The organism is Wolbachia endosymbiont (group B) of Silvanus unidentatus (assembly GCF_964028615.1).
Classification (GTDB): Bacteria; Pseudomonadota; Alphaproteobacteria; order Rickettsiales; family Anaplasmataceae; genus Wolbachia.
Genome location: NZ_OZ034795.1, coordinates 378,120 through 404,030, shown reverse-complemented (window position 1 = coordinate 404,030; position 25,911 = coordinate 378,120). Strand labels below are relative to the sequence as shown.

At 35.3% G+C, this 25,911-nt stretch carries 23 protein-coding genes; 2 read left to right on the top strand and 21 right to left on the bottom strand.

All coding sequences use genetic code 11. The features are described from left to right. The 20 genes from ABWU65_RS01815 to ABWU65_RS01720 all read right to left on the bottom strand — a co-directional run bounded on the left by ABWU65_RS01815 (position 1) and on the right by ABWU65_RS01720 (position 17,856). The gene (locus ABWU65_RS01815; RefSeq protein ID WP_019236453.1) at positions 1–222 is read right to left on the bottom strand and encodes a hypothetical protein; all 222 of its coding nucleotides are present in this window, start codon (positions 220–222) and stop codon (positions 1–3) included. 84 nt (positions 223–306) lie between these two features. After that, positions 307–819, bottom strand: coding sequence for an ankyrin repeat domain-containing protein (locus ABWU65_RS01810; protein WP_019236452.1), 513 nt, complete (start codon positions 817–819; stop codon positions 307–309). Positions 820–871: 52 nt separating this feature from the next. Then, complete coding sequence (locus tag ABWU65_RS01805; protein WP_019236451.1) at positions 872–1,807, bottom strand: phage late control D family protein; 936 nt, start codon at positions 1,805–1,807, stop codon at positions 872–874. After that, positions 1,808–2,017 (bottom strand): tail protein X, encoded by a 210-nt coding sequence (locus ABWU65_RS01800; protein WP_019236450.1) that lies wholly within the window; start codon positions 2,015–2,017, stop codon positions 1,808–1,810. Next, positions 2,014–2,370 carry a phage tail protein gene (locus ABWU65_RS01795; protein ID WP_019236449.1) on the bottom strand — a complete coding sequence of 119 codons (357 nt, stop codon included), beginning with the start codon at positions 2,368–2,370 and terminating at the stop codon, positions 2,014–2,016. Before ABWU65_RS01795 ends, ABWU65_RS01800 begins: the two co-directional genes overlap by 4 nt. After that, positions 2,370–4,634, bottom strand: coding sequence for a phage tail tape measure protein (locus ABWU65_RS01790; protein WP_019236448.1), 2,265 nt, complete (start codon positions 4,632–4,634; stop codon positions 2,370–2,372). Before ABWU65_RS01790 ends, ABWU65_RS01795 begins: the two co-directional genes overlap by 1 nt. A gap of 115 nt (positions 4,635–4,749) precedes the next feature. After that, positions 4,750–5,004 carry a phage tail assembly protein gene (locus tag ABWU65_RS01785; RefSeq protein ID WP_019236447.1) on the bottom strand — a complete coding sequence of 85 codons (255 nt, stop codon included), beginning with the start codon at positions 5,002–5,004 and terminating at the stop codon, positions 4,750–4,752. Positions 5,005–5,092: 88 nt separating this feature from the next. Beyond that, positions 5,093–5,599: a phage major tail tube protein gene (locus ABWU65_RS01780; protein ID WP_019236446.1), complete on the bottom strand. Its 507-nt coding sequence runs from the start codon at positions 5,597–5,599 to the stop codon at positions 5,093–5,095. 14 nt (positions 5,600–5,613) lie between these two features. Next, on the bottom strand, positions 5,614–6,792 hold the full coding sequence (locus ABWU65_RS01775; protein ID WP_026097205.1) for a phage tail sheath subtilisin-like domain-containing protein: 1,179 nt from the start codon (positions 6,790–6,792) through the stop codon (positions 5,614–5,616). Then, on the bottom strand, positions 6,785–7,336 hold the full coding sequence (locus ABWU65_RS01770) for a hypothetical protein (RefSeq protein ID WP_019236444.1): 552 nt from the start codon (positions 7,334–7,336) through the stop codon (positions 6,785–6,787). The genes ABWU65_RS01775 and ABWU65_RS01770 overlap by 8 nt, the downstream gene beginning before the upstream one ends. Before the next feature lie 6 nt (positions 7,337–7,342). After that, positions 7,343–8,776 (bottom strand): hypothetical protein, encoded by a 1,434-nt coding sequence (locus tag ABWU65_RS01765; RefSeq protein WP_264685429.1) that lies wholly within the window; start codon positions 8,774–8,776, stop codon positions 7,343–7,345. Next, complete coding sequence (locus ABWU65_RS01760; RefSeq protein ID WP_096097256.1) at positions 8,773–8,967, bottom strand: hypothetical protein; 195 nt, start codon at positions 8,965–8,967, stop codon at positions 8,773–8,775. Before ABWU65_RS01760 ends, ABWU65_RS01765 begins: the two co-directional genes overlap by 4 nt. Before the next feature lie 4 nt (positions 8,968–8,971). Beyond that, entirely contained in the window at positions 8,972–10,156 is a 1,185-nt protein-coding gene (locus ABWU65_RS01755) for a hypothetical protein (RefSeq protein ID WP_096097255.1), read from the bottom strand. 11 nt (positions 10,157–10,167) lie between these two features. Next, complete coding sequence (locus ABWU65_RS01750) at positions 10,168–12,102, bottom strand: DUF4815 domain-containing protein (protein WP_264685430.1); 1,935 nt, start codon at positions 12,100–12,102, stop codon at positions 10,168–10,170. A gap of 15 nt (positions 12,103–12,117) precedes the next feature. Then, complete coding sequence (locus ABWU65_RS01745; RefSeq protein WP_264685431.1) at positions 12,118–12,792, bottom strand: hypothetical protein; 675 nt, start codon at positions 12,790–12,792, stop codon at positions 12,118–12,120. Between the two features lie 299 nt (positions 12,793–13,091). Beyond that, the gene (locus ABWU65_RS01740) at positions 13,092–13,580 is read right to left on the bottom strand and encodes a hypothetical protein (protein ID WP_264685432.1); all 489 of its coding nucleotides are present in this window, start codon (positions 13,578–13,580) and stop codon (positions 13,092–13,094) included. Positions 13,581–13,613: 33 nt separating this feature from the next. Next, a complete protein-coding gene (locus tag ABWU65_RS01735) occupies positions 13,614–14,420 on the bottom strand; it encodes a helicase RepA family protein (protein ID WP_264685433.1) in 807 nt (268 codons plus the stop codon). Positions 14,421–14,436: 16 nt separating this feature from the next. Then, a complete protein-coding gene (locus ABWU65_RS01730; RefSeq protein ID WP_264685434.1) occupies positions 14,437–15,246 on the bottom strand; it encodes an ATP-binding protein in 810 nt (269 codons plus the stop codon). Positions 15,247–15,263: 17 nt separating this feature from the next. Continuing rightward, on the bottom strand, positions 15,264–15,764 hold the full coding sequence (locus ABWU65_RS01725; protein WP_264685435.1) for a sigma-70 family RNA polymerase sigma factor: 501 nt from the start codon (positions 15,762–15,764) through the stop codon (positions 15,264–15,266). Positions 15,765–15,798: 34 nt separating this feature from the next. Continuing rightward, positions 15,799–17,856, bottom strand: a complete 2,058-nt coding sequence (locus ABWU65_RS01720) for an AAA family ATPase (protein WP_264685436.1) — start codon at positions 17,854–17,856, stop codon at positions 15,799–15,801. A gap of 2,201 nt (positions 17,857–20,057) precedes the next feature. On the opposite strand from ABWU65_RS01720, the gene ABWU65_RS01715 reads away from it, so the two are divergent. Then, the gene (locus ABWU65_RS01715; protein WP_262986403.1) at positions 20,058–20,180 is read left to right on the top strand and encodes a hypothetical protein; all 123 of its coding nucleotides are present in this window, start codon (positions 20,058–20,060) and stop codon (positions 20,178–20,180) included. A gap of 43 nt (positions 20,181–20,223) precedes the next feature. Beyond that, the gene (gene ltrA, locus ABWU65_RS01710) at positions 20,224–21,468 is read left to right on the top strand and encodes a group II intron reverse transcriptase/maturase (protein ID WP_353280030.1); all 1,245 of its coding nucleotides are present in this window, start codon (positions 20,224–20,226) and stop codon (positions 21,466–21,468) included. A gap of 744 nt (positions 21,469–22,212) precedes the next feature. Here ltrA and ABWU65_RS01705 read toward each other — a convergent pair. Further along, a complete protein-coding gene (locus tag ABWU65_RS01705) occupies positions 22,213–25,749 on the bottom strand; it encodes a DEAD/DEAH box helicase (protein ID WP_264685437.1) in 3,537 nt (1,178 codons plus the stop codon). Between the last annotated feature and the right edge of the window lie 162 nt (positions 25,750–25,911).

Sequence of the window (25,911 nt, the reverse complement as noted above, 5' to 3'; positions counted from 1 at the left end):
TTATTTGTGTTTGTGAATAGCTTCAAGTTCGTTGACTTCTTCAGTGAGGTTTTTCACTCTCTCTTCAAGTCGATAGACTATTTCGATTAGTTCTTGGTTTTTTTCTATAAATTTATCATGGATGTGTACACGTAAGTCAAGTTTTGCCAACCACCATATGAATCCTACAGTCTGTAGAACTATTGTTATTATTACCGCTATTGGGATTTTTTGCTTTTTCATGTGAAAGTATTAATCTATTATGGATGGTTTTGGGAGTTTATATAGAGATCATAAAAAACTTACAGCTTTAGTGATTTCTTTATGTTATCGGTTCTCTGCTTCTGCAAGTAGCTTTATTATTTGATCGTAGGGCTTGTCTTTGTTTTGCCTTGATTCTATTACAGCTACATCTCGAGGGTTTTTTCCACTTCTATCTCTAACATTAGGATTTGCACCTCTTTCCAGTAAAAAACTCACTACTTCTAAGTGCCCTTCTAATGCAGCAAAATGTAATGCTGTCCATCTTTCATTTTCACCTAATGCACTAATGTCAGCTCCTTGGTATACTAAAAATTTAGTAACTTTCAAGCATCCTGAATCAGATGCATGATGTAATGCTGTTAATTTAGGAACTCGTGTGTTAACACTTAATAAATTTTCTACTGAAAACTTTACTACATCTAAGTTACAATTTTGAGAAGCAATGCGTAGTATCGTTTTATAATTACCTTCAGCTTTTGCCTTCATGTAGGAATAGGTAGCAATAATACATACTATTACTGTTATAAGCCACCAAAAATGCAGCTTGTTTTTTGTATCTTGACCCAATTTATCCATATTCAACATCTTTTTAATATTAAATAGATCATTTACTCATTTTTTATTAACATTACTTACTCAAAGATGCTGACAACATAGTAAGGTAACCTGAGCTATTTAAAGTATGCTCCGCTCTATTAACTATCCATTTACCATCTACCGCTTGATTAAAACCTATAAGATTAAGTTTAGCTTCTGCAAATAACTCTGGATTACCAGGCATAGTTATATCTAAAGCTTCATTGTTACGCTTCAATTGTTTCAACTTGGCATTTGCTGCACTTAATGCTGACTCTGCATTTGGATAGATTTCTAGCATAATATAACTTGGCTCGCCACTACCAACTGTTTCTTTAATAGTCTCACCCTTTTCATAGCTATGCCATTTTGCTACTACTGAATTATACTTATCACGTACAGTAAAATGCACTTTCCAATTAATTGTGTCTTGAGGTCTAATAGTCGTTGTTCCTAAAGCTTTTCCTGTGGCTGATTTTGCCATGTTTTTTGAAATAAATAATATGTACCCACCAGCTAATTTTGCCATTGCTTCACGCTCTGTTGCGATCTTTGTTAACAGACTTATATCACTTTCATCTACCTGATTAATATGGGGTATTAATACATTCTTAAATTCCTCAGCGACTTTGTATCCATATCCATGTTTTTGGGCTATTTCTTTTACTAAGTTTTCTATGGTAATTTGGCGCCATTCTTTTGATACTTTTGCCTTCAAAGATATTCTTAAATTTGTTGCATGAGCTTTGATTAGTAGAGTCTTAGGTGGGCCTTGTATCGTAACTTCGTTGACTGTATATACACCCATTGGAAAGATTCCCGTTTCCTTATAACCTAGTGCTATGTTCAATTCATTTGGAATTTCTACATTTTCATTGCCATGATCAATACATACCTCTGCAACATCATCTATAGTACCAGATTCGTCGGTAAGATGCACCGATATTACATGATCTTTTATTCCTTCAATGCTAAATTCAGGTTTCATTTATTCCCACACTTTTAACTTCGACTTTTTTAATTGCTCTTGTATTGTAGGTAACCTGATCTTTAATCCTGCAGGCAAAAAACTTCCATAATCTGCAAGTCCAGGGTTTTCCTCCAATACTATTTCTACTGCTCCAGAGCTATATCCATAGTGTTTAAAACATATGTAATCTAACATTTCATTTTCTCGGACTACATAATATACTGTCATGCATAACGCCTTAAACTTAAGCTAAATTCAACCTTTTTTGGTAATCCACAGGGAAAATACGACGTTTGCTTTTCTTCTAACCGCACAATAACAAATCTTCCCAAAACATTCCCTAAATTGTCTACTAAGATACTTGGTTCATGATTTTTCTCAGTTTCTTTCATACTTTTTAATTGATTTAAATCATTCAGATTATGGAAATAAATTATTCCTTCTAAGTCTATATTTTCTGTACCTTGGCCAATATTTTGTAATGAAGGTATTTTACCAATAGACTCAATTGTACTCCAACGATTTTCTTTACTATACCTTACACTTGTTGGAGAAAGCTTATGTTGACCAAGTGATAGCATTAGTAAATTTGCTCTATTGAATCAAATAAAACATCACGAGATTTTTCCCTTATTCTTTTTATTACTGCATCAGCAAGACTACGTACATCTTGGTTAGGTTCTGCTTTTATACTTATATTAAATGTAAAAGTTTGATTGAAAATTTTTTGTTCACACTTTTCACAGTCTTTTAAAACTTTCTCTGAATTATCTGCTACAGAACTTTTTTCTGTAATCACACTTTCAATATTCGTTCTACTATTCGAAATTCTACTAAAAGCATTATTATTCAATAAAGGATTTCCTTTACTAAAAACATTATTTTCACTAGTTGCACTGCCTATTTTTGCTTCTACTGGTTTCTCTAATGCTTTTATTGGACTATCATTAAAAAATTTTCCTATACCAATCCAATTTTCTATAGATTTTGTAATTGATTTCCAGAGACTTGAAAAAAAGTCCTTTACCTTTTGCCAATTAGCAATTACAAGCGCTGCACCAACTGATAGTCCAGCAATAGCAGCTCCTATAGGATTGGTTAGCGTTAAAGCTTTCAGTCCCATGATTACTGCTGGAATTACTCGCGCTGATAACGAAGTTAATACTGGCAAAAGTGTTCCCTGCAAAATAGCCTTAAAAGTTAGTATTCCACCTCCAGCCAATGCAAATGCATAACCAAAACCTACCACTGCAATCTTGCCAATAATAAGAGCTGAAATTATGCTCATAACTCCTGTAGTTAAAATTGGACACTTCTCTGCGAACCAAGCTATACCTGTAGATATTGACCTCAAAATCTTACTTATCCAATTTAAAGGAGGTAGCATAACTGACCCTAAGTTCATTCCTAGCTCTGCTATTGTATTTTTAAGTAGCTGCAAATTATTTGCTGTAGTACTTGCACGGTTATTAAATTCCTTTTGCATAGATTTGTTATACTTTTCTTTATCAGCCACAAAATCTATTGCTTTTTTATATTCTTCCAAACTTCCAACTATTAATGCAATATCATCTTGATATTCTTGACCAAAGAGATTGAGAAGGATTTGTGAACGTTCCTGTCTATCTACTTTTTCTAGAGTTTCAAAAAAATAAAGTAGAGCGTTTTGCCCGTTTTCAGCAACCTTTTGTGACATTTCCTCTGCAGCGATACCTATCGATTCCAATGCTGCTTTGAACTCTTTTCCTTGCCCTTCAGCAGTTTGAAGTTTAGAAAGCAGAGCATTGATAGCAGTTGCTGCTTTTTCAGGTTGTTTACCTAAACTAACGAAGGCATTTACTAAACTACTTGTCTGATTAATATCTAAACCAAATTGTTTTGCATTACCACCCACTCTAGCAAGTGCTTCAATCATATCGTTTGCCTTAGCTGCAGTATTATCTGATAGGTAATTTATAACATCACCAACTCCTTCCATCTTCTCTACTGCAATTCCATAAATGTTAGCGAGTTTAGCTATGGAATCACCAGCTTGTTCAGCAGACATATCAAATGCTGTGGCCATTTTAGCTACTGTTGTGGTAAATTCAAGTAGCTTACCTTTGTTGATACCAAGCTGTCCACCACTTGCAGCTATTTGTGCTAACTCTGAAGCTGATAATGGTATTTCACGGGATAATTTCTTCAATTTTTGAGCAAATTCTTCGGCTTCATTTGTTCCATCCTTGAAATTTACTACCTTTTTAACATCAGCCATAGCACTTTCAAAGTCAATCGCAACTTTAATTGGTGCTGCAAGTGAAAGACCTAGTCCTATAGTTTCCATTACTTGTGATCTATAATGCGCTTTTTTTGCCAAAGCATTTCGCTGTTTTTGTATTACAGATCCTAATTTACTGTATTTTCCTTTTAGTACTTCAATAGATGAACCAAGTTTAGTTTGATCTCTCACTAAAGATTTGACATCCTTTCCACTTTTCCTGATTTCTTCATTTAATGTGTGAAGTGCATCTCTCTTTTTGATATAAGCCTCTTTTGCTTTTGATGCTGATGCTTTCAATTTTTCGAATTCATTTCTCAGTGCTTTGCTTGGCTCTTTTTTTTCCTTCTTCTCTTTAGCAATTGCTGCAGCTGATTCTTTTGCTTTCTTCTCCGCTTCCTTCCAATTCTTCATTGCTTCAAGGGCATCATAATTTAGTTGCTTAAATTTGGAAACAGATTTCATTGACGAATCAAGCTGCCTTATACTATCACCCAGCTTAGAAAGCTTTGCTGCACTACCTGTCATTGCATTATTAAAACTTCCATCTAACGTCGCACCTATTTTTATTGAAAGCATTGACATTTTTTTGCTACTCCTTTACTTATTTCTACCCATGATAAAAATTCATTTACATCCATATTAGTAATCTGCTCAATTCCACTTCCTGAAATAGAACTGAGTAGTAATACATTATACTTTAAGTTCTCTGTTCCAGCGGTGACAAAAAATCTTTTAGCACCTTTTGTATTTCTACATAATCTTTAATACATAAATCCTCAACTGCTTCTTTTGGCACGGATGTTAGATTAGCAATTAAAGCTACTTCTTTCAAGGCTTCTCCTTCTATACGTTCTATAGCAAGTAAATCTCTTACTTTAGGTTCGCGCATCGATAACTCTGAGACAGAAATTCCATCAACTGTAATTGGGTTGTTTAGTGTTATAGTTTTCATAAAATTCTCCTAAAAAATAAAATATTTTTACACTTTTAAAGTTATTTTAATATGCTTCTCCTTAAAAAATAAAATTTCAAATAAGTTTTCATATTCCTAAAACCGTTTGCAGCAAGGCCATTTGATCAACACCATTTATCTTTCTTATCATATTTTCAGCATCGATCTCTATCAGCTCATTGCCACCTATCGTAAGTTTATAATAATGAGCAGCTACAGTGCATTTTAGAGTGGCTTTTTCAGCAGGTTTCCAGCTACCAAAATCAAATTCTTTGAATATGCCTCTAAGGTTGATAATTACTCCTTCAACCTCATTGCTACCACTACCTTGCATTCCTCCACGGAGCGTTAAAGATACTGAGTTTCCATCTATCAAGCCAAAAAGTCTAAATAGTTCTGAATCATACTCAGCGAAAGTAAAGTCTGCTTCAAGTTTCTCCATTCCCATGTCAATGCTTACTGGAATATCCATACCACCAGCTCTATACTCTTCCGTTTTTATGGTAAGCTTTGGTAGAGTAATTTCCTCTATTTTTCCTGCATAGCCCCTTCCATCTACAAAGACATTAAAGTTTCTCAATATTTTTGGCAGCATTTTCTTTTTTTCATTTATAAAATTTCATTATTTACAAGACGAGAGCGAAATGTTATCTGCTCCGCTGGATATGGTGGTGTAAATTCAAAGTCAAAGAATACTTTTCCACTTGCAATATTTGCTGGAGTATTAAGTTCCGGAGTTGCATAGCACTTTCCACTTAAAATTGCTCCTTGTGCTTTTAAGTTTGCCAGATAGGAATTCACCCCCTCAATTACATCATCTATATAAGTTTTGGTAATATTGCGATCAACTGCCCATAAATGAGCTCGAAGTAAACTATCATTGATTAAATCTGCAGTCCTTCTCACTGATAAAAAAGCCCATTTTGAGTCATTTGAACATGTTCTATTTCCCCAAAGCCTGTAGCCATTTTGATGAATTATCGTTGTTACTTCATTTTCATTTAAATGGTTTGCTCTACAATTTGTATTACCGAGCGTAAAATCAATAGGCCTGCTTGTTCCAACAATACCATTTATCTCTTTATTTGAAGGTGAATGCCAAAATCCTTGCTCGCTATCTACTTTTGCTATTAAACCAGCTACAAATGGACTCGATGGCAAGATTTTTTCTTTTCCTTCAATAAATAACTTAATCCATGGGTCAACTACGTAAACTCTTGAGCTGCCTACACTTTTTCTCCATTTTATTGCTTCTTCATCATTGGTATTTGGACCATCTGCTACTATTATGCTTCTTAGCTTTTCTGCTACTCCTATCAAAGCTGCTACTACTGGGTTTTTAGATTCAGGCAATTGATGAGTAAACTGAGGCGCAATTAATATTCTTGGGGCAACATGAATTATACTTTCACTGCTGAGGAATGCCTCTATTCCCTGATATTCTCCAGTTTCTTCGTCAACTCCTCCAATTATATTCTTTAGCGTCTCTTCTTCTTTTAATTTTGGATCGCTGTTTTCACTTTCTTTAACTCGAATAACTACTACTGTTGCACCGATTTGGGAAAATATTCCATTTACTGCAGAAGGTAAACTGCCACTCTTTCCGAGCTTTGCTGCTTCCTTTAAGCTTCCTGCAACTAACACTGGTTTATTTAGCGGAAATTTTTGCTCATCTGCTTCAGGTGCAGTACCAATTACACCTATCACTGATGATTTAGCTGTACGTACTGTCTTTGCTCCTGAGGTTACCTCAATAACATTTACTCCATGTAAAAATTCTTCAGCCATTTCTTTGTATTTTTTTCCTGAAATCATCTAGCAAAGTCTGTAGCTCATTTTCACTTTTGGCTTCTTCAATTTTCTTCTTGGTAATGTCTTCCAACTCTTCACATTTAATTATTGCTTTTACTGCTTTTTTCACTTTTTCCTCAATTATTCTTGCCATTTCAATAACTGTAATACCACGGACTTTTGCTAAAGGTTCTATAATTGCTGCATCTTTTTCATCCTGGTCTGCTAGAATGCTTTTCGCGGCTTTTGCTTGAATCTCATACGACTTAGCCTTTTGATGAGAGTGCCCTGAGAATCTACTAGTAAAGTTATTAAAATGAGTACGAATATTGTCAAATGCACAAAGCTTAGCATTATCCAGTAACTCCTTTTGTATATCTTCTTGATTCCGCTGAGCAATTTCTCCTCCTTCTGTTAAACAATAACTTTTTTGCCAATCAAAATTCTTTGGCGCTTCGTACCAATCATTTCCAGTTGGCTTATTTTCAAGTACTGTTACCTCTATCTGTTTGTTATTTTCAAATCTAATATAAATTGGCATTCTTTGTTACCTCCAAATCTCATACGTGTTAGATAATCCTGGACATTGCCAAGCTTTTAGCGTTCTCTCCACATCTACCTCAAGCCCTGTGGTTAGAAAATTGCTACGTATGTTATATATTCCCCACTGAATAAATTGACCATAGTTGTGTACATAATTTGATGCAAGCATACCTTGACTGACTTGTGTTCTGGAATACAGATAAGATGATGTGTAAAGTAATATTGCAACTGTTTTTCCTGCTGGAATCTCCACATTACCAGATCCGGCTAACTTGCTATCAGAACTCGTGTATTGGTAAACATTTTTCCATACTATTTTTGAAATACTTGATTTATTAGAATTAGTGTTATCAGGAGTTCCCACAAATAATCCTGCTCCCCCATACTCCGTACTAGAATACGATGATCCAACAAATTCTATTGTCTTATTTATGTTCACATTGGTTGTATTTTTTACAAATACTACTCCAAGTGCAGCATACGGATAATAGTATATCTCATCATAACTACCAGAAAAACTTTTTGTGCATAACTCTCCGTAAATAAATGTTCCTTTACTTCCCTCTATAAAACTGAGTTGTCTTGGCCGATAAAAACTAACGTAATCTGTATTGTACGTATGGCTACCTGCTAGTAGTTGTAACATATAGTCAGTTTTTGTTATATCACTACTCCACTTTCCAAGCTCTGTCGTAAAAGTTCCGTGGCCAAAATAATTATTTTTTCTGCCAAGTACACCAAATAAGAAAGGTAATGACCCTGGTTCAACCATGTTGCGCTTTCTTATTTCATTTATAAGAGACACTTTTAACTGTTCATCCCGAGTTTTTACCTCATTTATCAGGGATGTTTTTAATTGGTTATCACGAGTTTCTATTTCCCCAATAATTGATGAGCCAGATGGTACATTATTAACAGCACGAAAATCTTCTACTAAACCTTTAAGACCATCTTTATGACTATTACTAATGCTATTTATTGCTTCAATATTGGCATTCTTTCTCGTATCAAGTAGCGATAAATTTGTTGTTCCTTTTTCATCAATTCTCTTTAATAACTGCTTCTCTGATTCAGAGATCACTGCTAAAGAACTAGCTTTTTTATTATCCAGATCAGTTAAGTGTTTTTTTGCACTATCAAGAAGTTCTTTTAGCTTACCATCAGTCATCTGTACAATTTCAGAAACTGCACTTTTGTCGACTATTGATTCCAATGCTTTAGCAAGATATGCTAATTGATCTGGTGTACTGTTTGCTGCTAAATCCTTAAGCCTCTTTTGTAGTGCATCAATTATCTCTTTTATCTCAGTCATCTGCACAATGTCAGCAATAGCTTTTTTATCTGCTATCAATTCCAGCGATTTTGCAAGATATGCCAGTTGATCAGGTGTGCTGTTTGCTGCTAAATCCTTTATCCTTTGGTATATTGCTTCTTTCATTTCCAAAAATCTAAAAAAGTCTCAAAATTAAACCGCTCAAAATTACTCTTAAGTTGATTATGCTCATCTTCTCTTTCGGTAATATCTGCATCTATTTTCTTAATTGTGGTACGGATACGAACAACATCTTGCACAGCAATGTTTTCTGGATGAGGCAAAGAGTATCCTCTACTTGTTTTATCATCTGACATTCTGCTAAGTGATAATGATTCGTAGATTTTTGACTTTTGGACGATAGACAACCGTTCCACTTAAAACCAATTTTATCCTTGTATCATTACCATTAAAATTTGATAGCACATGAGTTCTCTCTACCAAATTTTCTCCAATTGGTTTTCCTGATGTTAAATTTACTAATTGCCAATCCACGTTTTTTTGTACATATGCTTTAACATCTGCAGTGCCAGGTATCAGCGCATCATATGTTATGGTAATCTTAGTGTTAGCTCCTGCTGTAATGCTTCTTGTAACATAATCTCCGAACTCTGAAAGATTACCCAGAACTAGCTGTAACCCAGGATAGAGAACAGGACTTTTTTCTCGCCCTCCTTTTAGGCTTGCTTTTACCGTTAATTCCCCATTTATTCTTTCACGCAGTGCAAGCGGCAAATTATCAGACAAAAAGTTTTCTCTTCCCTCTTCATCTGTTAAGATAAATTCTACATTGGTATCAAATGCTACTTTTTCGACGTTCGTCAAAACAATTAAATCTGATACGTTATTTGCAGTAACCTTGCCAAGATCAATAATGTGAGAAACTTCGCTAAATTTTGCAGCCAAAAGCCGAAACGTTAAGTCTAAGTTCTGATGTGGAGTCCAAGTACTTGCGTTGCTAGATGAAAGTAATACTCCTACTTGATATGGCTGACTTGTTACCCAACGGCTATTTACTGCATCATATTTGCCAAGTTCTGCTATCTTTACTGCAGTACCAGGATCATCAGTAAGCAGTACTATTGAATACTCCTCTCCTGCATGGCAAAACACTGGTGACCACTCTATACGTGTTGCTGTGCCATCTATCTTTATATCTTTTGGCTCAATATAACTTTCAGCAATGACAGTCTGCGAGGGCATTCCCACTGCTGTTTCTCTGATCTGCACAACAACACGTTTTTTGCCGCTATTTGTGAACCATAAGTTTAGGCCTCCTATGTGTCTGCTCTCATTTAAAGTAAATGTTTGGGCTAAAGGGTCAATTCTTCTTGCTGCGATAACTCTTCTTCTTTCTTCTATGGTAATTGTTTTTTTACCAGTATAAGTTGCTTCTCCATAACTGCCTTTATCACCGTAAAACTGTACTAATTTAGTACCTGCTGGAATGTTTGCTGGCACTTTCACCTTTCCCTTTAATTTTCCCTGGTTGTTAGCTGTGAGCATATTTTTACCTCTTACGCAGTGGGCTGAATGAAGATATCATCGAACTTTACCTCCTTGAGCTTTTCACCTGGCTCAAAACCTTCAATTTCAAAATCCTGTACTGCTTCTCTCATAAATTCAGTTTCGTGTGTTCTGCTTGACAATAGCTCTGTAGTTTCCATAATATTAAAACCTCTTGTCACTGGACTTTTCCAATTAGTGGTAATCTCCGTCCAGTGGTCGATGTTTTTATTTAGGGTAACTTTTGCTGGGACTGGATCAAAAGCTTGATACGGATTAATTTTAGCCTCACTGGTCTGTAAAAGCTGCTCCAATACCGGCTCAAGTTCATACGGCAAAAGATATCTTTCTCTACCTTTTTCAATATCTGCAACTTCTACATCTATTGGCAGAACTAGCTCTCTATTTACTATTGCTGCAGACTGCGAAATTCCTTGATCGCGCATATCATCATCAAAGAATGAATCAACAAATACTCCTTTTTTGGTAGTAGGTTCTCTTGAATTTGCATCATTGCGTAGACGTTCCTCTGCAACCAGCGCATAAAGATCATTTATTCCTTTTTTCATTGCTTCAAGCTCATTCATCGGTACAGCATGAATAGCATTATTCACTATTTTCACCCCTTCTTTTTCTCCGTTTTTCCATGTCTGATGAATGTAGCAGAGCAAAAGTTGTCCGCTAGGTGCTTTAGGCATTGATGGTCGCCAAGGGTGAGCTATACCTTTTATTCTCCTTACTACTCCTTTGCTATCGATAGTAATTAAATCATAGCGGGGCATTTTCCAGGTGTAATCAATCAAAACCAAGCTGTTATCAACTGCTCCTTTTACTTTGCATCCCTGTTCACTTATATCTTCAGGGCTTACATGAGTACGACAGCGGTAAGTTATTTGATAACTACTTCCAGGAGCTGGCTCTTTACTTGGTAATGACCAATCAACGTTTCCTGCATTTAACTTATAGTCTATACTATTTTCATAAATAACATTGCCTTGTTTAATTTGAATAATTTCAAGTACTGCAGAGTCAGGTATCGGATCAATGGCTCCTGAATATGAACCGTGAGTAATGGTAATAGTTTTTTGAACAGTTATATCTACTTTTTTGATTTCACTTATTGGAAAATCATTCACCTTCAGTTCCATTACTCTTTGGCTATTTGGCTGAAAAGTATGTGGTTCTGATTCAACTGATTTTATATCTGGATCTTCATCAAAAGAAACACGAATACTGTGAGGAAGTTCAATCTCATAGCCATCAACATGAGCTTTGCCCTCATTAATTACAAATATTTTTTTTCCTCCTTCCCCCTCTTCCTTTTGCAGGAACATTACTTCAAGACCATTTACAACGTAGGAACCATTTGCTTCTTTGTCATAACGAGCAAGAGCAGTAGTTACTATGTTTGCTTGTGGAGGTGGTGAATGTTCTATTAATACTCCATTTTCAATGTTATAGATTGGATAAAACTCTCCTTCAGAAAAACGTGGAGAAAGACCTTCTGCTTGATAACCCCAAATGGTGGAAACTTTAAGTCTTGCAGCTCCTACTTCCTGATAGTTTCTTGTACCAACAGCAGGATCACGAAGGTTTTCATCCTCAAGTTCTGTAATGGTAGATTCTACATAATAAACACCTATGCGAACTATAGTACTCAGTGGAATAACAAACTCTTTTGCCTCTACTTTTCTCACCGCTCCACGAAGATAGATTTTTCCTGACTCAAGTGTAACTTTACCAGTTTCTCTATCTATAATACAATTGCTTCCTGTTATAACATCGCCATCACGAAATATTGCATCGCCTATGCCTTTAAGCTTAGAGAGAGCATATTCTTGCGTCTCGTTTAATTCTGCAGACTGTAGACCTCTTCCTGCTAGAAACAAGCTTTTTTCGTATTCTTTGTCAGGATTAAAGCGGTTATAATAGCTATTTAAGGTCATCTTTTTTCTCTTTTTCTAAAATGTCACTACAAACGAAAAAGTTTCCCTGGTTGCTGAAGTCCTAATGAGCGGTACTGTATGTTCTAAAACTAATAAGATCCCTGGGTCTTCTATATCTTGTGGTTCAAAATATCTCTGTCCTTCAGGTAATCCTTCTTTTATTTTAGTACCAACCATAACCCCTAATTCCCGTATAACTTGATTTGCTGCGTCCGTGAAATCGAAAGTAAATTTAAGGTATAAATTATTGGTTGGTACATTTGAGGACCTAAACCTCCCTGTTGGAGTCAAAAGCTCTCCATTCTCATCACCTGTGCAAAAAAGAACTTCATCTGCAGTACGTCTACCAAGCTCATTGAGCAGTTTTTCAGAAGTTATCAGCTCTGGTGGTGTGCTTTCAGTATACTCTATAGTAACTGCACTATTTGCCGTGATAGAGCTATTTTCCGTACGTTTTATTACACCACTACTGCTATCAACTATATTTGGCTGATAAGTTGTTTGTCCTGTAAAAACCCTTACATCTTTAATAGTATGGTGATCTAGAGCTATTTCATCCTCAACAAAAACTTTTTCGACTTGATGACTACTTTCCCAATTGGCATCACCACTGCCCCAAGCAAGATGTATAGGCTGTTCTTTTATACTTGCCGCTATTGCTGCTCTTCCTGACTGTGTGAGTATTGACATGTTTGCCCCTCTTACTATATATATACCGGATTTCTCACAGGTTTTTCCGGAAAAAATGAAAATTTTTTTTGAAGTGCATTTCTATGCTTAAATATTCTTTTATCTTAAGAAACCAGAACTACTTTTTTCTTTCAAGAATATCAAAACAATGCTTTTTGGCATATTGAAAATTAAAGCTCACAAACAGTTTCAAAAGACTCCGAATTTAACCATTTTATCGCTTCTTCTTTCAGTTTTACGTTTTTTCCTGCTGCATCTTTGATAGCTCTCTCAATTACAGCAATCCAGTTCGTCGTACTTCAAAATGGCAACCAATCAACTTCAGATTGTTCTGGAGTAATAACCGTAGCAATCTTGTTCTTTTCTCCATACTGATCAGCTTCAATACCAACTTTTGCTGTAAACTCTAACCCGTTAAAATCAGCTATAGAGTTGATTTTTCTAGCAGTAACTGCTTTCTCTGAAGTGTCATGTGCATGAATATTTCGTGCTGACTCCAAAATGCTTCTAAGCATAGAACGACCAGATTCTCCCCAGATGTCTTCTTCACCTTCTGCTTTGCCACTTTTTATACCAATTACTTGAAAAATCTTGCGTTTTGCATATGGACCTTCAGTGACAGTAAATTCAGCGTTTAAATAGATGCTGCCAGTAGTGTAGCTTTTAGTGAACCAATTTTCATAACCACCAGGTTTAATGGCCATTTTGACTTTTACCGTTGTCCCTTTTGGTATTAAATTACTTTGTAATTTTGCAGTATTAAAATCAGTTAAAAAATCTGATAACATATTGTCCTCCTATAAATTAAGTGAAAAAAAGAATCAACTCCATTGGTCTACAACCTTCCAACGACCATTTATCTTATCGACAAGCTTGCTTGCCACACGTTCACCATTTCGCAGCTCAAACACTATTTGACGGGTAGTGCTTTCTTCATCATGAGCAAACATCACCATGCCAGTGCTATAAAATCCACGTAAAGATCCAGCACCGCTTAGGCCTTGAAATGGATCTTCTTCCAGCATCTTTTTGGACAGTTTTTTTGTGTGGTGAGTGAGTATTATGCCCGAATCTGGATTGATAACATTTCTCAGTCTTTCAAGCGTTTTTTGCAAAAAGAATAGCATAGCGCTGTTGTCATTTTCATTACCATATTCACTTGAGTTGAAGATGTTGCGAAGAGGATCGATGGCAATAATATCAGGTTTGAAACGCTCTTTGACAACATTTTTAATTTCATCTATTTCTTCACTGCTAAATGATAATTGCACTCTTGGCGTGATAATTAAGTTATTGGCAGCTATGTCCAAAAGCTCTTTATTCAGTTGAAGTTGTTGCAACCGTTCTTTCATATATTCATACTCAATTTCAGTTTGCATGTAGAAGATTTTCAAAGGTCTATTTGGTGTCATACCGAGAAATGATCTACCAGCAGCCATGTAAACAAGCCAAGAGATCAAAAAGTCACTTTTGCCGATTTTAGGTGGGCCACCCAGCACCAATAGACCTCTTTTTGTTAAAATCCTTGGTGAAATTATATCTTCTGGTATTGGCGATTGATCACTTAAATATTCCTTTACGCTATAAAAAGGGATTTTTTGACCGATGTTGAAAAAGCTTTGTTCCATATTACTCCTTTTAAAATTAGGCAACAGAAGCCAAGGTTTTGGCTTTAATTTTCGCAAATAATCTACCAAGATGCGGTTCTTCAACCATATCAAGGCAGCCACTGCGATCTTTAGCAGGGTATCCCCAAGTATTAATAGTCTGACAGACAAATGAGCGAACCTCTGTGCCATCATCTTTCTTGATTCCAACCATGCTAATTACTTCATCAACTATCCCTGGAATCTCACTAGCAGTTTTTGCTCCTTCACATTGAGGCAGCCATGTTGGACGGTTGCTGTCATCAAGATATTGACCTAATGTGCCAACTATGATGATGTCTTTATCTCTGATATGTTGAAACTGATTGAGCCAAGCCATCATTTCTTGAGCAAGTAATCCATAGGCAGCTCTTTTGTCTTCTTTTCCCGATCTATCAGAAAAACACTCAGGTTGCATTCTTGCCCATAAAAGACATAAACGTGATGCAACAGTTATACTATCAATGAAAATACATCGATATTTAGAAACTTCAGAAAGAAGATCTTTGTACTTGCCAGATACATGTTCATAGTGCTTTTGACTATATGCTTGGTCAGATTTTAACGCAGGATTAGGACCACCTATGAGACATGCGATATCTCTTGCCTCATTCCAAGTACGAATACTTACAGAATCCCCTTGCCAATCTTGAACAGCTAAAAGTCCTGCTTCAAAATCGAGACAAAGTGTTGTTGATTCATCGAGGGTTTTAAGTAGGCTAGTCTTGCCAATTCCATAAGGTCCAAAGATTACTATCTTCACACCTGTGACAATTTTCGCTCTTTCTTTGCTGTTTATTATTTTCATATTTTCCCTCCTTATAGTTAGAAATCTCGTTTTAGGTATGTTTTAAGGTGGGAAAACTCTTTGCGTAACTTGTTGATTGTGTCGTAGAGAGTTGATTTTGGTATACCAGTCCTTCTGGAAATTTCACAAATGCTGTGATCTTCTGCCAATAGTTTACATATTTTTCTTAACTCTCTAGGTAACTTTGCAATTGCTTCATTTACGTCAATGCGTACTGCGGAGCTATATTCAAGACTTTCATCGCTCTCTTCGTATAAAGCTTCATCAACAAAATTAATGGTACGTTTTTTACATAGTTCTTTCTCTTTTAAATTAAGAGCACGGCATTTAACGTACTGTTTTATAAAATGTCCTTCAAGTTCATTAAGGCCAGGCAAACAGTCAAGTAAAAGATCTTGCTCAATATCTTCAATTTCTTTATAAGCAAAAGCTTTTCCTCTCTTCAGAAGTTTAGCATAGTGTCGTATGTGTTTAACAACTTTTGGATTAATACCAGTATAGGAATTTTTAGAATGCATATTTTCTCCCTCTAATTAAGAAATGATTAAAGTGTTAATTGTGATAAACCCAAGTATTTGGATTTTCTACAGGAATTACGCTGCCATAATGCGGTGATTTGTAGTGTGTAGGTAGTAACCTGTGATAGACTGTAACCTTTTTGTTCTTCTCTGGATCAAGTATTTTTTGCCCAAATTCCATACCTTCAACGCAAAGTACTCCGTATTTGTTTCTTGCAGCATTTTTGCCTTCTTTGTTGAATTTAACGTAGCCTTTGGTAGCAAGAACATCGAGACGATCACGTATAGAATGTGTACTGCCAAGACCTTCTTTATTTTCAAATGCCTGACAAAACTGATTAATTGTATAAACATGACCCTTACGTCCTTCTGCAAATATTAAGTCCAAGATGATGTCATATCTGCGAGAACGTTCGGCATCTAGTTTTTCACCATAGTCTTTATTTATTAACCTTTGTGACTCAGCGTCAACTTCGTACCAATGACCATTAATTTTATCAACAAATTTTGGCATAACAGAATTTCCATTACGTAACTCAAACATTAGTTGACGATAGCTGTTCTTCTCATCAGGCCTAAACATGATCATTCCAGTGGTATAGAATCCTCGTAAGCTGCTAGCGCCACTAAAACTTTGAAATGGATCTTCTTCTAATAGTTTCTTTTGCATTTTCTTTGTATGGTGCACAAGAATAACTCCAGCATCTGGATTGATTAGAGAACGCAGTTTTTCAACTCTCTCCTGGAGAAAGAAAATCATGGCATTATTATCATTTTCGTTACCGTATTCATCAGCATCAAAAACGTTACGCAATGGATCTACCGCTATGATATCAATGGTGTTTAGGTCAAAGTTTCTTTCTGCTTCAGTTACGATATCTTTAATGCCATTTTCATTTAAAAGCAGCTTAGTCTGTGGTGTAATAACTAAATTGTTTGCAGCAAGTTTAATAAGTTCTTCACTAAGTTTCATCTGTTGCAACCGTTCACGCATATAGTGGTAACCGATTTCAGTCTGAAGGTAGAAGATTCTTAAGGGCCTCTTTGGCACCATATCAAAAAATGGAGTTCCAGATGCCATATGAAAAAGCCAAGAAATAAGAAAGTCACTTTTTCCCACTTTAGGCGCGCCAGCAAAAACTAAAAGACCACTAGGAGTTAAAACTCTAGGAGCAATTATGTCTTCTGGCATTGGTGATTTGTCATTTAGGTACTGCAATACAGGAAATGAAGTAACGTTTTTTGTATATGGGAGAGAAACAGTTGAGGTTAAAAATCTTTTTACGTCTACTCCTTCTTTAATACAATCAGCAGCATCCCAAGCTTTTGGTTTATCTTGTGAAATTTTAAGAATAGAAAGCGATGCAACGCCTATATCTAAAAGCTTCTTTGCAACATTTTCAGCATATTTCTGACCTGAACTATCGTTGTCTGGCCATATGGTTATGTGTTTACTTTTTAGTGGAGCCCAATCTGTTTTATTTACAGGTGAATTTGCTCCAAACATCATTGTTGTGGCTGTTATGCCCTTACTGATTAAACTTTCAGCACATTTTTCACCTTCAACGAAAACAATTTTATCGGATTTAATTATACCTGGAACATTGTACAAAGGCCTTGGATCTGGAGCAGTACTACTTGAGTTTTTTACATCAAAACAGCTATATCGTTTTTTCCCTGAAGTGCTATCATAACGGTAAATTTTAGCTATTACTTGATTATTTTCATCATGATAGTCCCAACATGCTATTAAATGTTCTGAAAATTCTTCTTTATGGTTTGTTGAGTGACCAAGCCATTTTTCTATATCTTCTATGGTCTCAAGAAACTTAGTCTGACTAGTAACATCCCACCAGAGATTAAGTATATCTCCGCCTTCACCAGTAGCAAAATCGTGCCATAATCCGGCTCTTTCTCCTCTTGTTTCTACTACTAAACTTTTCCCTTTATCTCCTCTAATATTACCAACATAGAACTTACCACCGTGGAAAGTACCATTTGGTAATAAGTAGGATAAAGATGATTCTATTCTTGAGAGTAGTTCTGCTTTTACTTCTGCTGCTCTTTCAAATAAAGTTTGCTTGTCATGCATATTGTTTTCTCCTGTTAAAATAAGCTATGTTTGTTGACAGAATGTCTCTGCTACATAGCTCATGATGATGTTCTTAAAGGCTGGTAATTTAAAATACAGTTATAAATGGGTAGAGAGATGTCTCTGTACCTTTTACTATAGTAATACCGGATTTCTCATAGGTTTTTCCGGAAGAGTGGAGAAATTTTTTTCAAGCGTAAGTTGACACTGTCCATATTTACCCTAAATATTTACAATTCAGAAGACCAGGTCTGCTAGGTCTTACTATAGTAAGTTCAACAAAATTACAAAAACTGTTCACTTTTTAGAAAATTTTGCACAACTCCGTTCTCTTATCTTTCATATTCCCCTGTAGTATATATACACGTTCAATTTCAAATTCGTCCGAAAAACTACAAAAATATATAGGCAACACTAAAAAAGTTCTCTTCTGTAGAGGTAAATGGTGGTATTGAAAATTTAACTCTGCTCTCAACTTACACTCCTCAAAAAAATTACAAAATTTAATTTCATTTTAACTTTAAACAAAAAGGCCGCCTATAAGTTGCATCTGCATTATGTTGCAAAATATACTATACTTTGCTTATGAGAATAACCAAATAAGCCATCCTTTTTTCTCTTCCATAACAGATATATACTAGAAATGCAGTCCAAAATATGAATTGCTCTAAAATTTTTTTCATTACGATTTTGCTATTAAACTTTAATAGAGCTTAACGTGTTTACAATATACCCAGGGGAGAGATTTTCCGTCCATAAGAAGTAGCCATAAAAATGCTGTATTAGTAAAACTATTCATAATAATTATTTGTGAATTAAGTACTTTAGATTCGAGATTACATAGATTTTTGGCAGTTTTAGCCATTTTAGATTGGAAAATGAAATCTCCTAAAAGGAAAAACACGGCTATATTAAAGGGTTAAGAGTAATTTAAGTTTGAAATTCAAAAAAACTTCTTAATTGCTTTAAAAGCTAGGATTATAGAGGGTTTTTGAGTGTAGCCCAGTTTCAGGTAAAACCTTATATATTATATATATAATAAATAATAATATATAATAATAGAACATATAGGATATGTACCTTTCATAATACCTACCTAAATATTATTAACGCGCTTAAGTGTTTAATTTATTACTTTTTTAATTTTTAAATAACAAGTTAAGCAAAAAAACATGAACTGTAATAAGTTTATTATAATATAAACCTTAACCCGGTGGCCGTCTGCTCAACTGAAATGGTTTTCAAAAAGGCTAATATACCGTCCATTTAAATTTTTAACCGAAATATAAAAGTCATTTAAAAAATAAACTCAAGTGGCAACTAACCGGTTTTTTAAAGCCGCCTATAACCTACTCTAACTACTTATGCATACAGGTGGACCAGCTGCATTTCATGATATTAGTAGACATAAACCGAGTTATTGTAAGATAATTAAAGGTATCACTAAACTTTAATAGCCTTTAAAAATAGCTAAAGGTAACATTTTTATGGTAAATCCCTAATCTACTACTGTGGCCTATTCTTCAAAGTAAGGTTTTAAGGAGTAAAAAGCCGTTCTGAGTTTTCCAGCAAAATTTCAAAATAAGGAAATAGAAATATAATACACTTAAACCATTGAAATTCTGCATTTTTATCCATTTAATACCTATAAGACGTTATTTTTCCATTTCCAAAAGACTTAATGAATCAGATCGCCCTAAACAAAAATACAACACAGGGACAAAAATATGAAAAACCTACTATTGCATTTTGGATAACCTGAAAAAGATAAATGCTTACAAAAGACAAGATGGCTAATAATAGCGTTTTAAAGAGACTCTAGTGTGCCGTAGAGACACAAAGACTGTTCAGAAAAGAACAAGCTGAGTGCAAAAGCTACGCAACAGATGAGGGTGGGCCCCTTGAAGCCAGTTTACAAGAGCAGGCTTCAAACAACCATAAGCTGCTTTGGTAAAGAGCCAAGGTAGTGAGCGTTATGGAAAAGGCACAATTATGTGTCATGTGTGAAATAGAGAGATGAACGAAAGTGAACCACTGAACACGTGTCGAAACTTAATGCGATGATGTCAAAACCAGGTGCGTAGAATTCACTTGGGATAAACCTATCGGGAGCTTGTTTACTGGGTAGGTGGCGTCCGGCATAGAGGTGGCATGAATCTATTTCAGGCTATTGTGTGGAACTGCGGGAACCTGTCGTTTCGATGATAAGGGAGAAATCCAAAGAGCTGATCTCTGAGGGTGAGAGTACCGATGCGAAAAACAGGGACGGATCAGCTCGTAGTAGTGAAGAAGTTTCTGTAATGGAAATGGAGCGAAGGGGCTGAGTTATTTAGTTTTAATTATTTATCAACCGAAAGGGAGGAGTTAATGAATAAAACAAAGTCTTTTGATATACCAAAGCAACTTATTTGGAAAGCTTATAAACAAGTATCGAAAAATAAAGGAGCGGCAGGTGTAGATGGGGTCTCGATAACAAAGTTTGAGGAAAATCTAAAAGATAATCTATACAAATTATGGAATCAGATGTCATCCGGAAGTTATTTTCCAGAGCCAGTAAAAGCTGTTGTAATACCAAAAGCTACAGGAGGAGAGAGAATATTAGGCATCCCTTCAGTAACAGATAGGATAGCACAAACAGCTGCCACAATGTATCTTGAGCCGTTGGTAGACCAGAAGTTTCATGAAGATTCGTATGGCTATAGACCAAACAAATCTGCACTGGACGCGGTAAGTACGACTTGCAAGAGATGCTGGAAGAATGATTGGACGGTAGATCTGGATATATCTGGATTTTTCGACAATTTGGATCACGAGTTAGCATTGGAAGCAATCAAGAAGCATACAGACTGCAAATGGGTCATACTGTACGTTGAACGGTGGATGAAAGTCCCTATTCAGCAAGCAGATGGTAGTAAGGTAGTTAGGGATAAAGGAGTTCCGCAAGGAGGTTCGATAAGCCCTATAATTTCGAACATATTTATGCATCATGTATTTGATATGTGGATGAGACAAAACTATCCAACCATGCCATTTGAGAGGTATGTAGACGACGCGATAGTACACTGCAAAACTCAGAAGCAGGCGGAATTTATCAAGGTAATGATCGGAAAAAGATTGGCTGAGTATAAGCTAAAACTACATCCTGAGAAGACACAAATAGTGTACTGTAAGGACCACTACAGGAAGGGCGAATTTCCCAAACAAAGCTTTGATTTTCTAGGCTACACTTTTAGACCTAGGTTAGCAAAGAACAAAGTTAAGGGTTATAGAGTCTTATTTATGCCTGCAATTAGCAACAAAGCCAAGAAAAAGATCCACCAAGCTATAAAATCATGGAAAATACACAGGCAAACATCTACAACCATGGAGGAGATATCAAAGAAAGTAAATCCCATAGTCAGAGGCTGGTTTCAGTATTATGGCAGGTTTTATAAATCAGAGATGCATCCAACTCTCAGAAATATAGAGAGATACCTAATAAAGTGGGCTAGGAAAAAATATAAGAAACTTCGAGCTCATGGAAGACTAGCGAGCCAATTTCTAGGAAAGGTGAGAAAAAGGTCTCCAAATATTTTCTACCACTGGGAACTAGGACAAGGATCAAAAGGCTAAATAATGGGAGCTGTGTGAGCTGAGAGGTTCATGCACAGTTCTGCGAGAGACTGGTGGGGAAGTTCCGCCGGTCTACTCTCCCGACTTCAGGGTACAATTGTACAATCAGAACCTAAGTTACTCATGTAAGGCAGCTCAAAACCCGGTTAAGAGTCATTTTTAAATTATTTCTTACCTTAAACTTTTACTTGCTATAAAAAAGCCTTACTCTAGTCTATCACGTTTTTTATTTGTTGTAAAATATTTTTTCAAAAAAGTGGACGATCTTTTAAATCGGCGCAATAAAAGCTGGTTATTTTAGATAATCTCTATAAATAAATTGTAGGTGAAGTTAAAGAAAAAAAGTTTTGCCATAAACATAAGCTATGGAGCTCGTAAACTGCTTAAAATGGAGATAAAGATCTAAATTTATTTATTTACGTCTCCAATTTCATCGCGTACAATGGAGACAAAGATTTATGTTTTCACTATTTATTGGCAGATAGGGCTTTCTAAAGGGTGGGTCACCCCCCTTGAAATTAAAACAAAAGGTGGTAGACAAGATGTCAAACACAGATAACTCAACTACAAGCTGGTCTTTGTTGTAGTTATTTTCTCACCTGCTTTAATTAATTCATCAAAATCAGATTCATACTCTATATAGCCTTTCTTATAATAGTCCGAATGCGATAAGATATGTGTTAGCAGGCCAAATGTTGTTTTTTTACATTTTTAAGATAAGAAGTGGATAGCTGAACTTGTTTTTTATACAGCATTTCTTATATTGATCAAATCTTTCAATTGATTATTGCTAAATTCTGTAATCCAACTTTCACCGCTACTTATAGTTAAGTTTGCTAACTCTTTCTTGCTTTGAATCATCTCATCAATACGCTCTTCAAAAGTACCTGTTGAAAGTAGCCTGTACACCATAACATTACGTTCTTGTCCAATACGGTACGCTCTATCTGTTGCTTGTGCTTCCACTGCTGGATTCCACCATAAATCGTAATGTATTACATGGTTTGCTGCTGTTAAATTAAGCCCTGTTCCACCAGCTTTTAAAGATACTATGAGAATATTTGATCGAAATGAGTTTTCAAAATCATTAACCATTTTGTCTCGTGCTTTACGGGATAAACTTCCATGCAAAAATGGCACTTTTGATTCAAACTTTTCTTCAAGTAGCCTAGCTATAATCTCACCCATTTCAGTGTATTGAGTAAATATCAATGATTTTTCTGCAAGCTCACTAATTCCTATCAATATCTCTTCTAGCATCTGCATCTTTCCTGACTGTTCAATACTTGCACGCTTTTTCTTGCCAAAATGCGATGGATGGTTACAAACTTGCTTTAAAGCATTGATAAGCTTAAGAATTAGACCCTTACGTTCAATTCCTTCACTCCTTTCTATCTTTTTCATAGTTGTGTTAACTACTTCTTGATAAAGTGCTGTTTGCTCTGGAGTTAGAGAACAATAACGATTATTTTCAATTTTATCTGGTAGATCCTCTATAATGCTTTTATCACTTTTTACCCTACGTAGCATAAAGGGATGAGTAACTTTCATGAACCTCTCTAGACAAACTTTATCTCTCGCTTTTTCAATTGGCGTTGCAAAACGAGTTTTAAATTCCTTAGGAGTACCAAGGTAATATTTATTAGTAAAATCAAAAATACTCCAATATTCTAGTAGCCTATTTTCAACAGGTGTACCACTCATAGCTATTTTATTTTTTGCTGCAATAGCTTTTATAGCTTTACTCTGTTCACTATGGGGATTCTTTATATTTTGGGCTTCATCAATCACGAGCAAAAACCATCCTACTCTGTTAAGCTCTTTTTTATCACGACGTGCAAGACCATAGGATGTGAGAGCTACATCATAATCATTTGCCAATTCTCGATTTTGTCCATGATAGATAAAAAGCTTTAATTCTGGTGCAAAACGTTCCATCTCTCGTTGCCAATTGCTTAATATGCTTGTTGGTGCTACTATCAAGACTTTATCTTCATCTAAAAATCCTGCATTCTTACAGTATAAAATGGCTGCAATAACTTGTAGTGTTTTACCAAGACCCATGTCATCAGCAATTATACTACCAAACCCCGTCTCTATGTTCTGCACAAGCCAACTAAATCCACGTTTTTGATATGGACGTAACTGTGCTGTTAGGTTACTTGGTACATCAACAGGTACATAAGTGTTAAGCTTTTCAAATAGGCTTTTAATCTGCTGATCAAGTCCTACCTTTGCTCCATCTAGTTCACCTCCTAAAGCAGCTTGCATCAGCTCTGCTTGACTCAAGCGTTCAGGTAACTTATCAAATTTTTTCAGTAGAGCTTCTACCTCCTTATCATCCAAAAGCACATATTGGTCTATAATCTTTATAAGTCCACGAGAATCTTTCAGTAGCTTTTTAAATTCTGTAATGCTTATCTCTTTATCACCTATCGCTATTTTCCAATCAAACTTCAATAATTTCTCAAGCGTTAAGAAACTTTTCCGATCTTCTTCAATTTTGCCTTTAGCAGATAAATTAAGACTCAACTTTGGCTTTAGGATTTTTTCCAGTGATTTCGGTAAGATAACTATAACGCCAATTGCTTTTAACACCGGCAAGATATTTAAAAACAATGGTGCAAAATCATCTAAGCTAAACAGTAATCTACTGCTGTCGTCAATCGATCTTTCTAGCTCAGGTATGTATTCGGACAGCATTCCCATATCAGATAAAATGCTCAGTTTTGTGCTGCAGTTAGACAATGCTTTTTTCAGCTTTATTATCGATTTTCCATCATCTAAAGATACCTGTATATCAAGTTCAAATCTTTCATAATAATCTTTTACCATTAAGTAAAGTTTGTATGGTTTATCTGTTAAATAAAGCCGTGATAACCAGAGATTAATTGCTTGAGGTATTTCTCTGTTGCTAAACTCACTAAACTTGTATGCTGATCCAGTAAAAAATAATGCAAAGATGTGCTTGTCTCTATACTTATCCATCGATGAAGGAAAGGTATTCTTTTCTCTATACTTATCAAGTGCTGCAGGAAAATTATTTGCCATGTATCCCAAAAGGATTAAAGAAATTGCAATATTAACCTGTTCTTCAGGCTCTATAGAAGTTTTCTGATATTGAATTAGTAGAGGTGGACACATAGATGATATTTTTCTATGAATTTCTTTAACTGATTCATTAAACAACGCAGGGATCCACCTAATTATAAATTCTCCTCTTTTATTTTGTAGTATTTGTGGTACTAGTGCTGATTTTTCCATGAGCATACGTGCAAACTGTGAAATCATATGCATGAAGCGAAGCTCAGGATTAAGCTTATGCAGTAATGAAATAGGAATATCGTTTAAAAATTGTGCTATATTCCTCGAAACACTTTCGCTAAGCATAAATGAATTAGCTATACCATTGCTTACTTGAATAACTTGGTATTGGTCATTGATAAATAATTGAAATGTTTGCCAGTGTTCAATACTTCCCCATTTGCTAGTAAACAATTCTTCTTCCGATAGCTTTTTCTTGGAAGAGTAGAAAAAATAATCTGATTTCCCCGTAGGATATTTTTGCCAATGCTTGTAAGCTGTTTGCAGAATACTGTGAAAATTTTTTTCAAAAAAGAGTGGATTATTCGTCAAGATATTTTCGATACAGCTGGCAAGGTTAGGAATAGTCGATAGATCAATATCATTTAAGGTTACTTGGTCATATACTTTAACTTTAGAAGACGATTTAAATAGATCATTAATTTTTAGAATACTTTGAATGTTTTCTAATTTTCCATTTCCAAAATCATCAATCAGCGACAACAAGTCACAATTATGAATATTGAAAATTACGAAAGGGTTTTTATCAATTTCTGCAGCAATAAGATAAATTACAGCAGCAATATGTTTACAAGGCATAGCCCAATCAGGACAATTGCAACTTGCGTTCATTTCTTCCCAATTCGAAGGAAATAATTTAATACCTGAGTCGTTAAGCTTATCAAACAAAAGTGTTGGTAATTGTCTATTTATTAATTTAGGCAATATAGAGGGCGAATTTTCAATAATACAACGGATAGCTGATGAATTTAATTCATTGAGTGTTATTTTAACTTTATATGGATGAGATCTTGAACCACTAACTTTGGCTGTAATTGTATTGCCGTTGATTTGAATACCAAAAGCTCGACCAGTATTAGCATAAGTTCTACCACGTGAAAGGCGGTTATCGTAATCAACTTCACTGAAAGATTGAAGCCATTTCTTACCCCACCATGTTCTCCCGTAAATAGACATTATATATATTTTAGCCTAAATAAACTCAAGTAATCTAACATAAATCACTACAAAATGCCAAGAAAACAACAGAAAAGGCAATATGAACCCCTTTTTTTTCTACAGTCTCTTCATTTTTTGTGATTAAAAATTATTTTAACTTTTTTTTAGAAAATCCCGGAA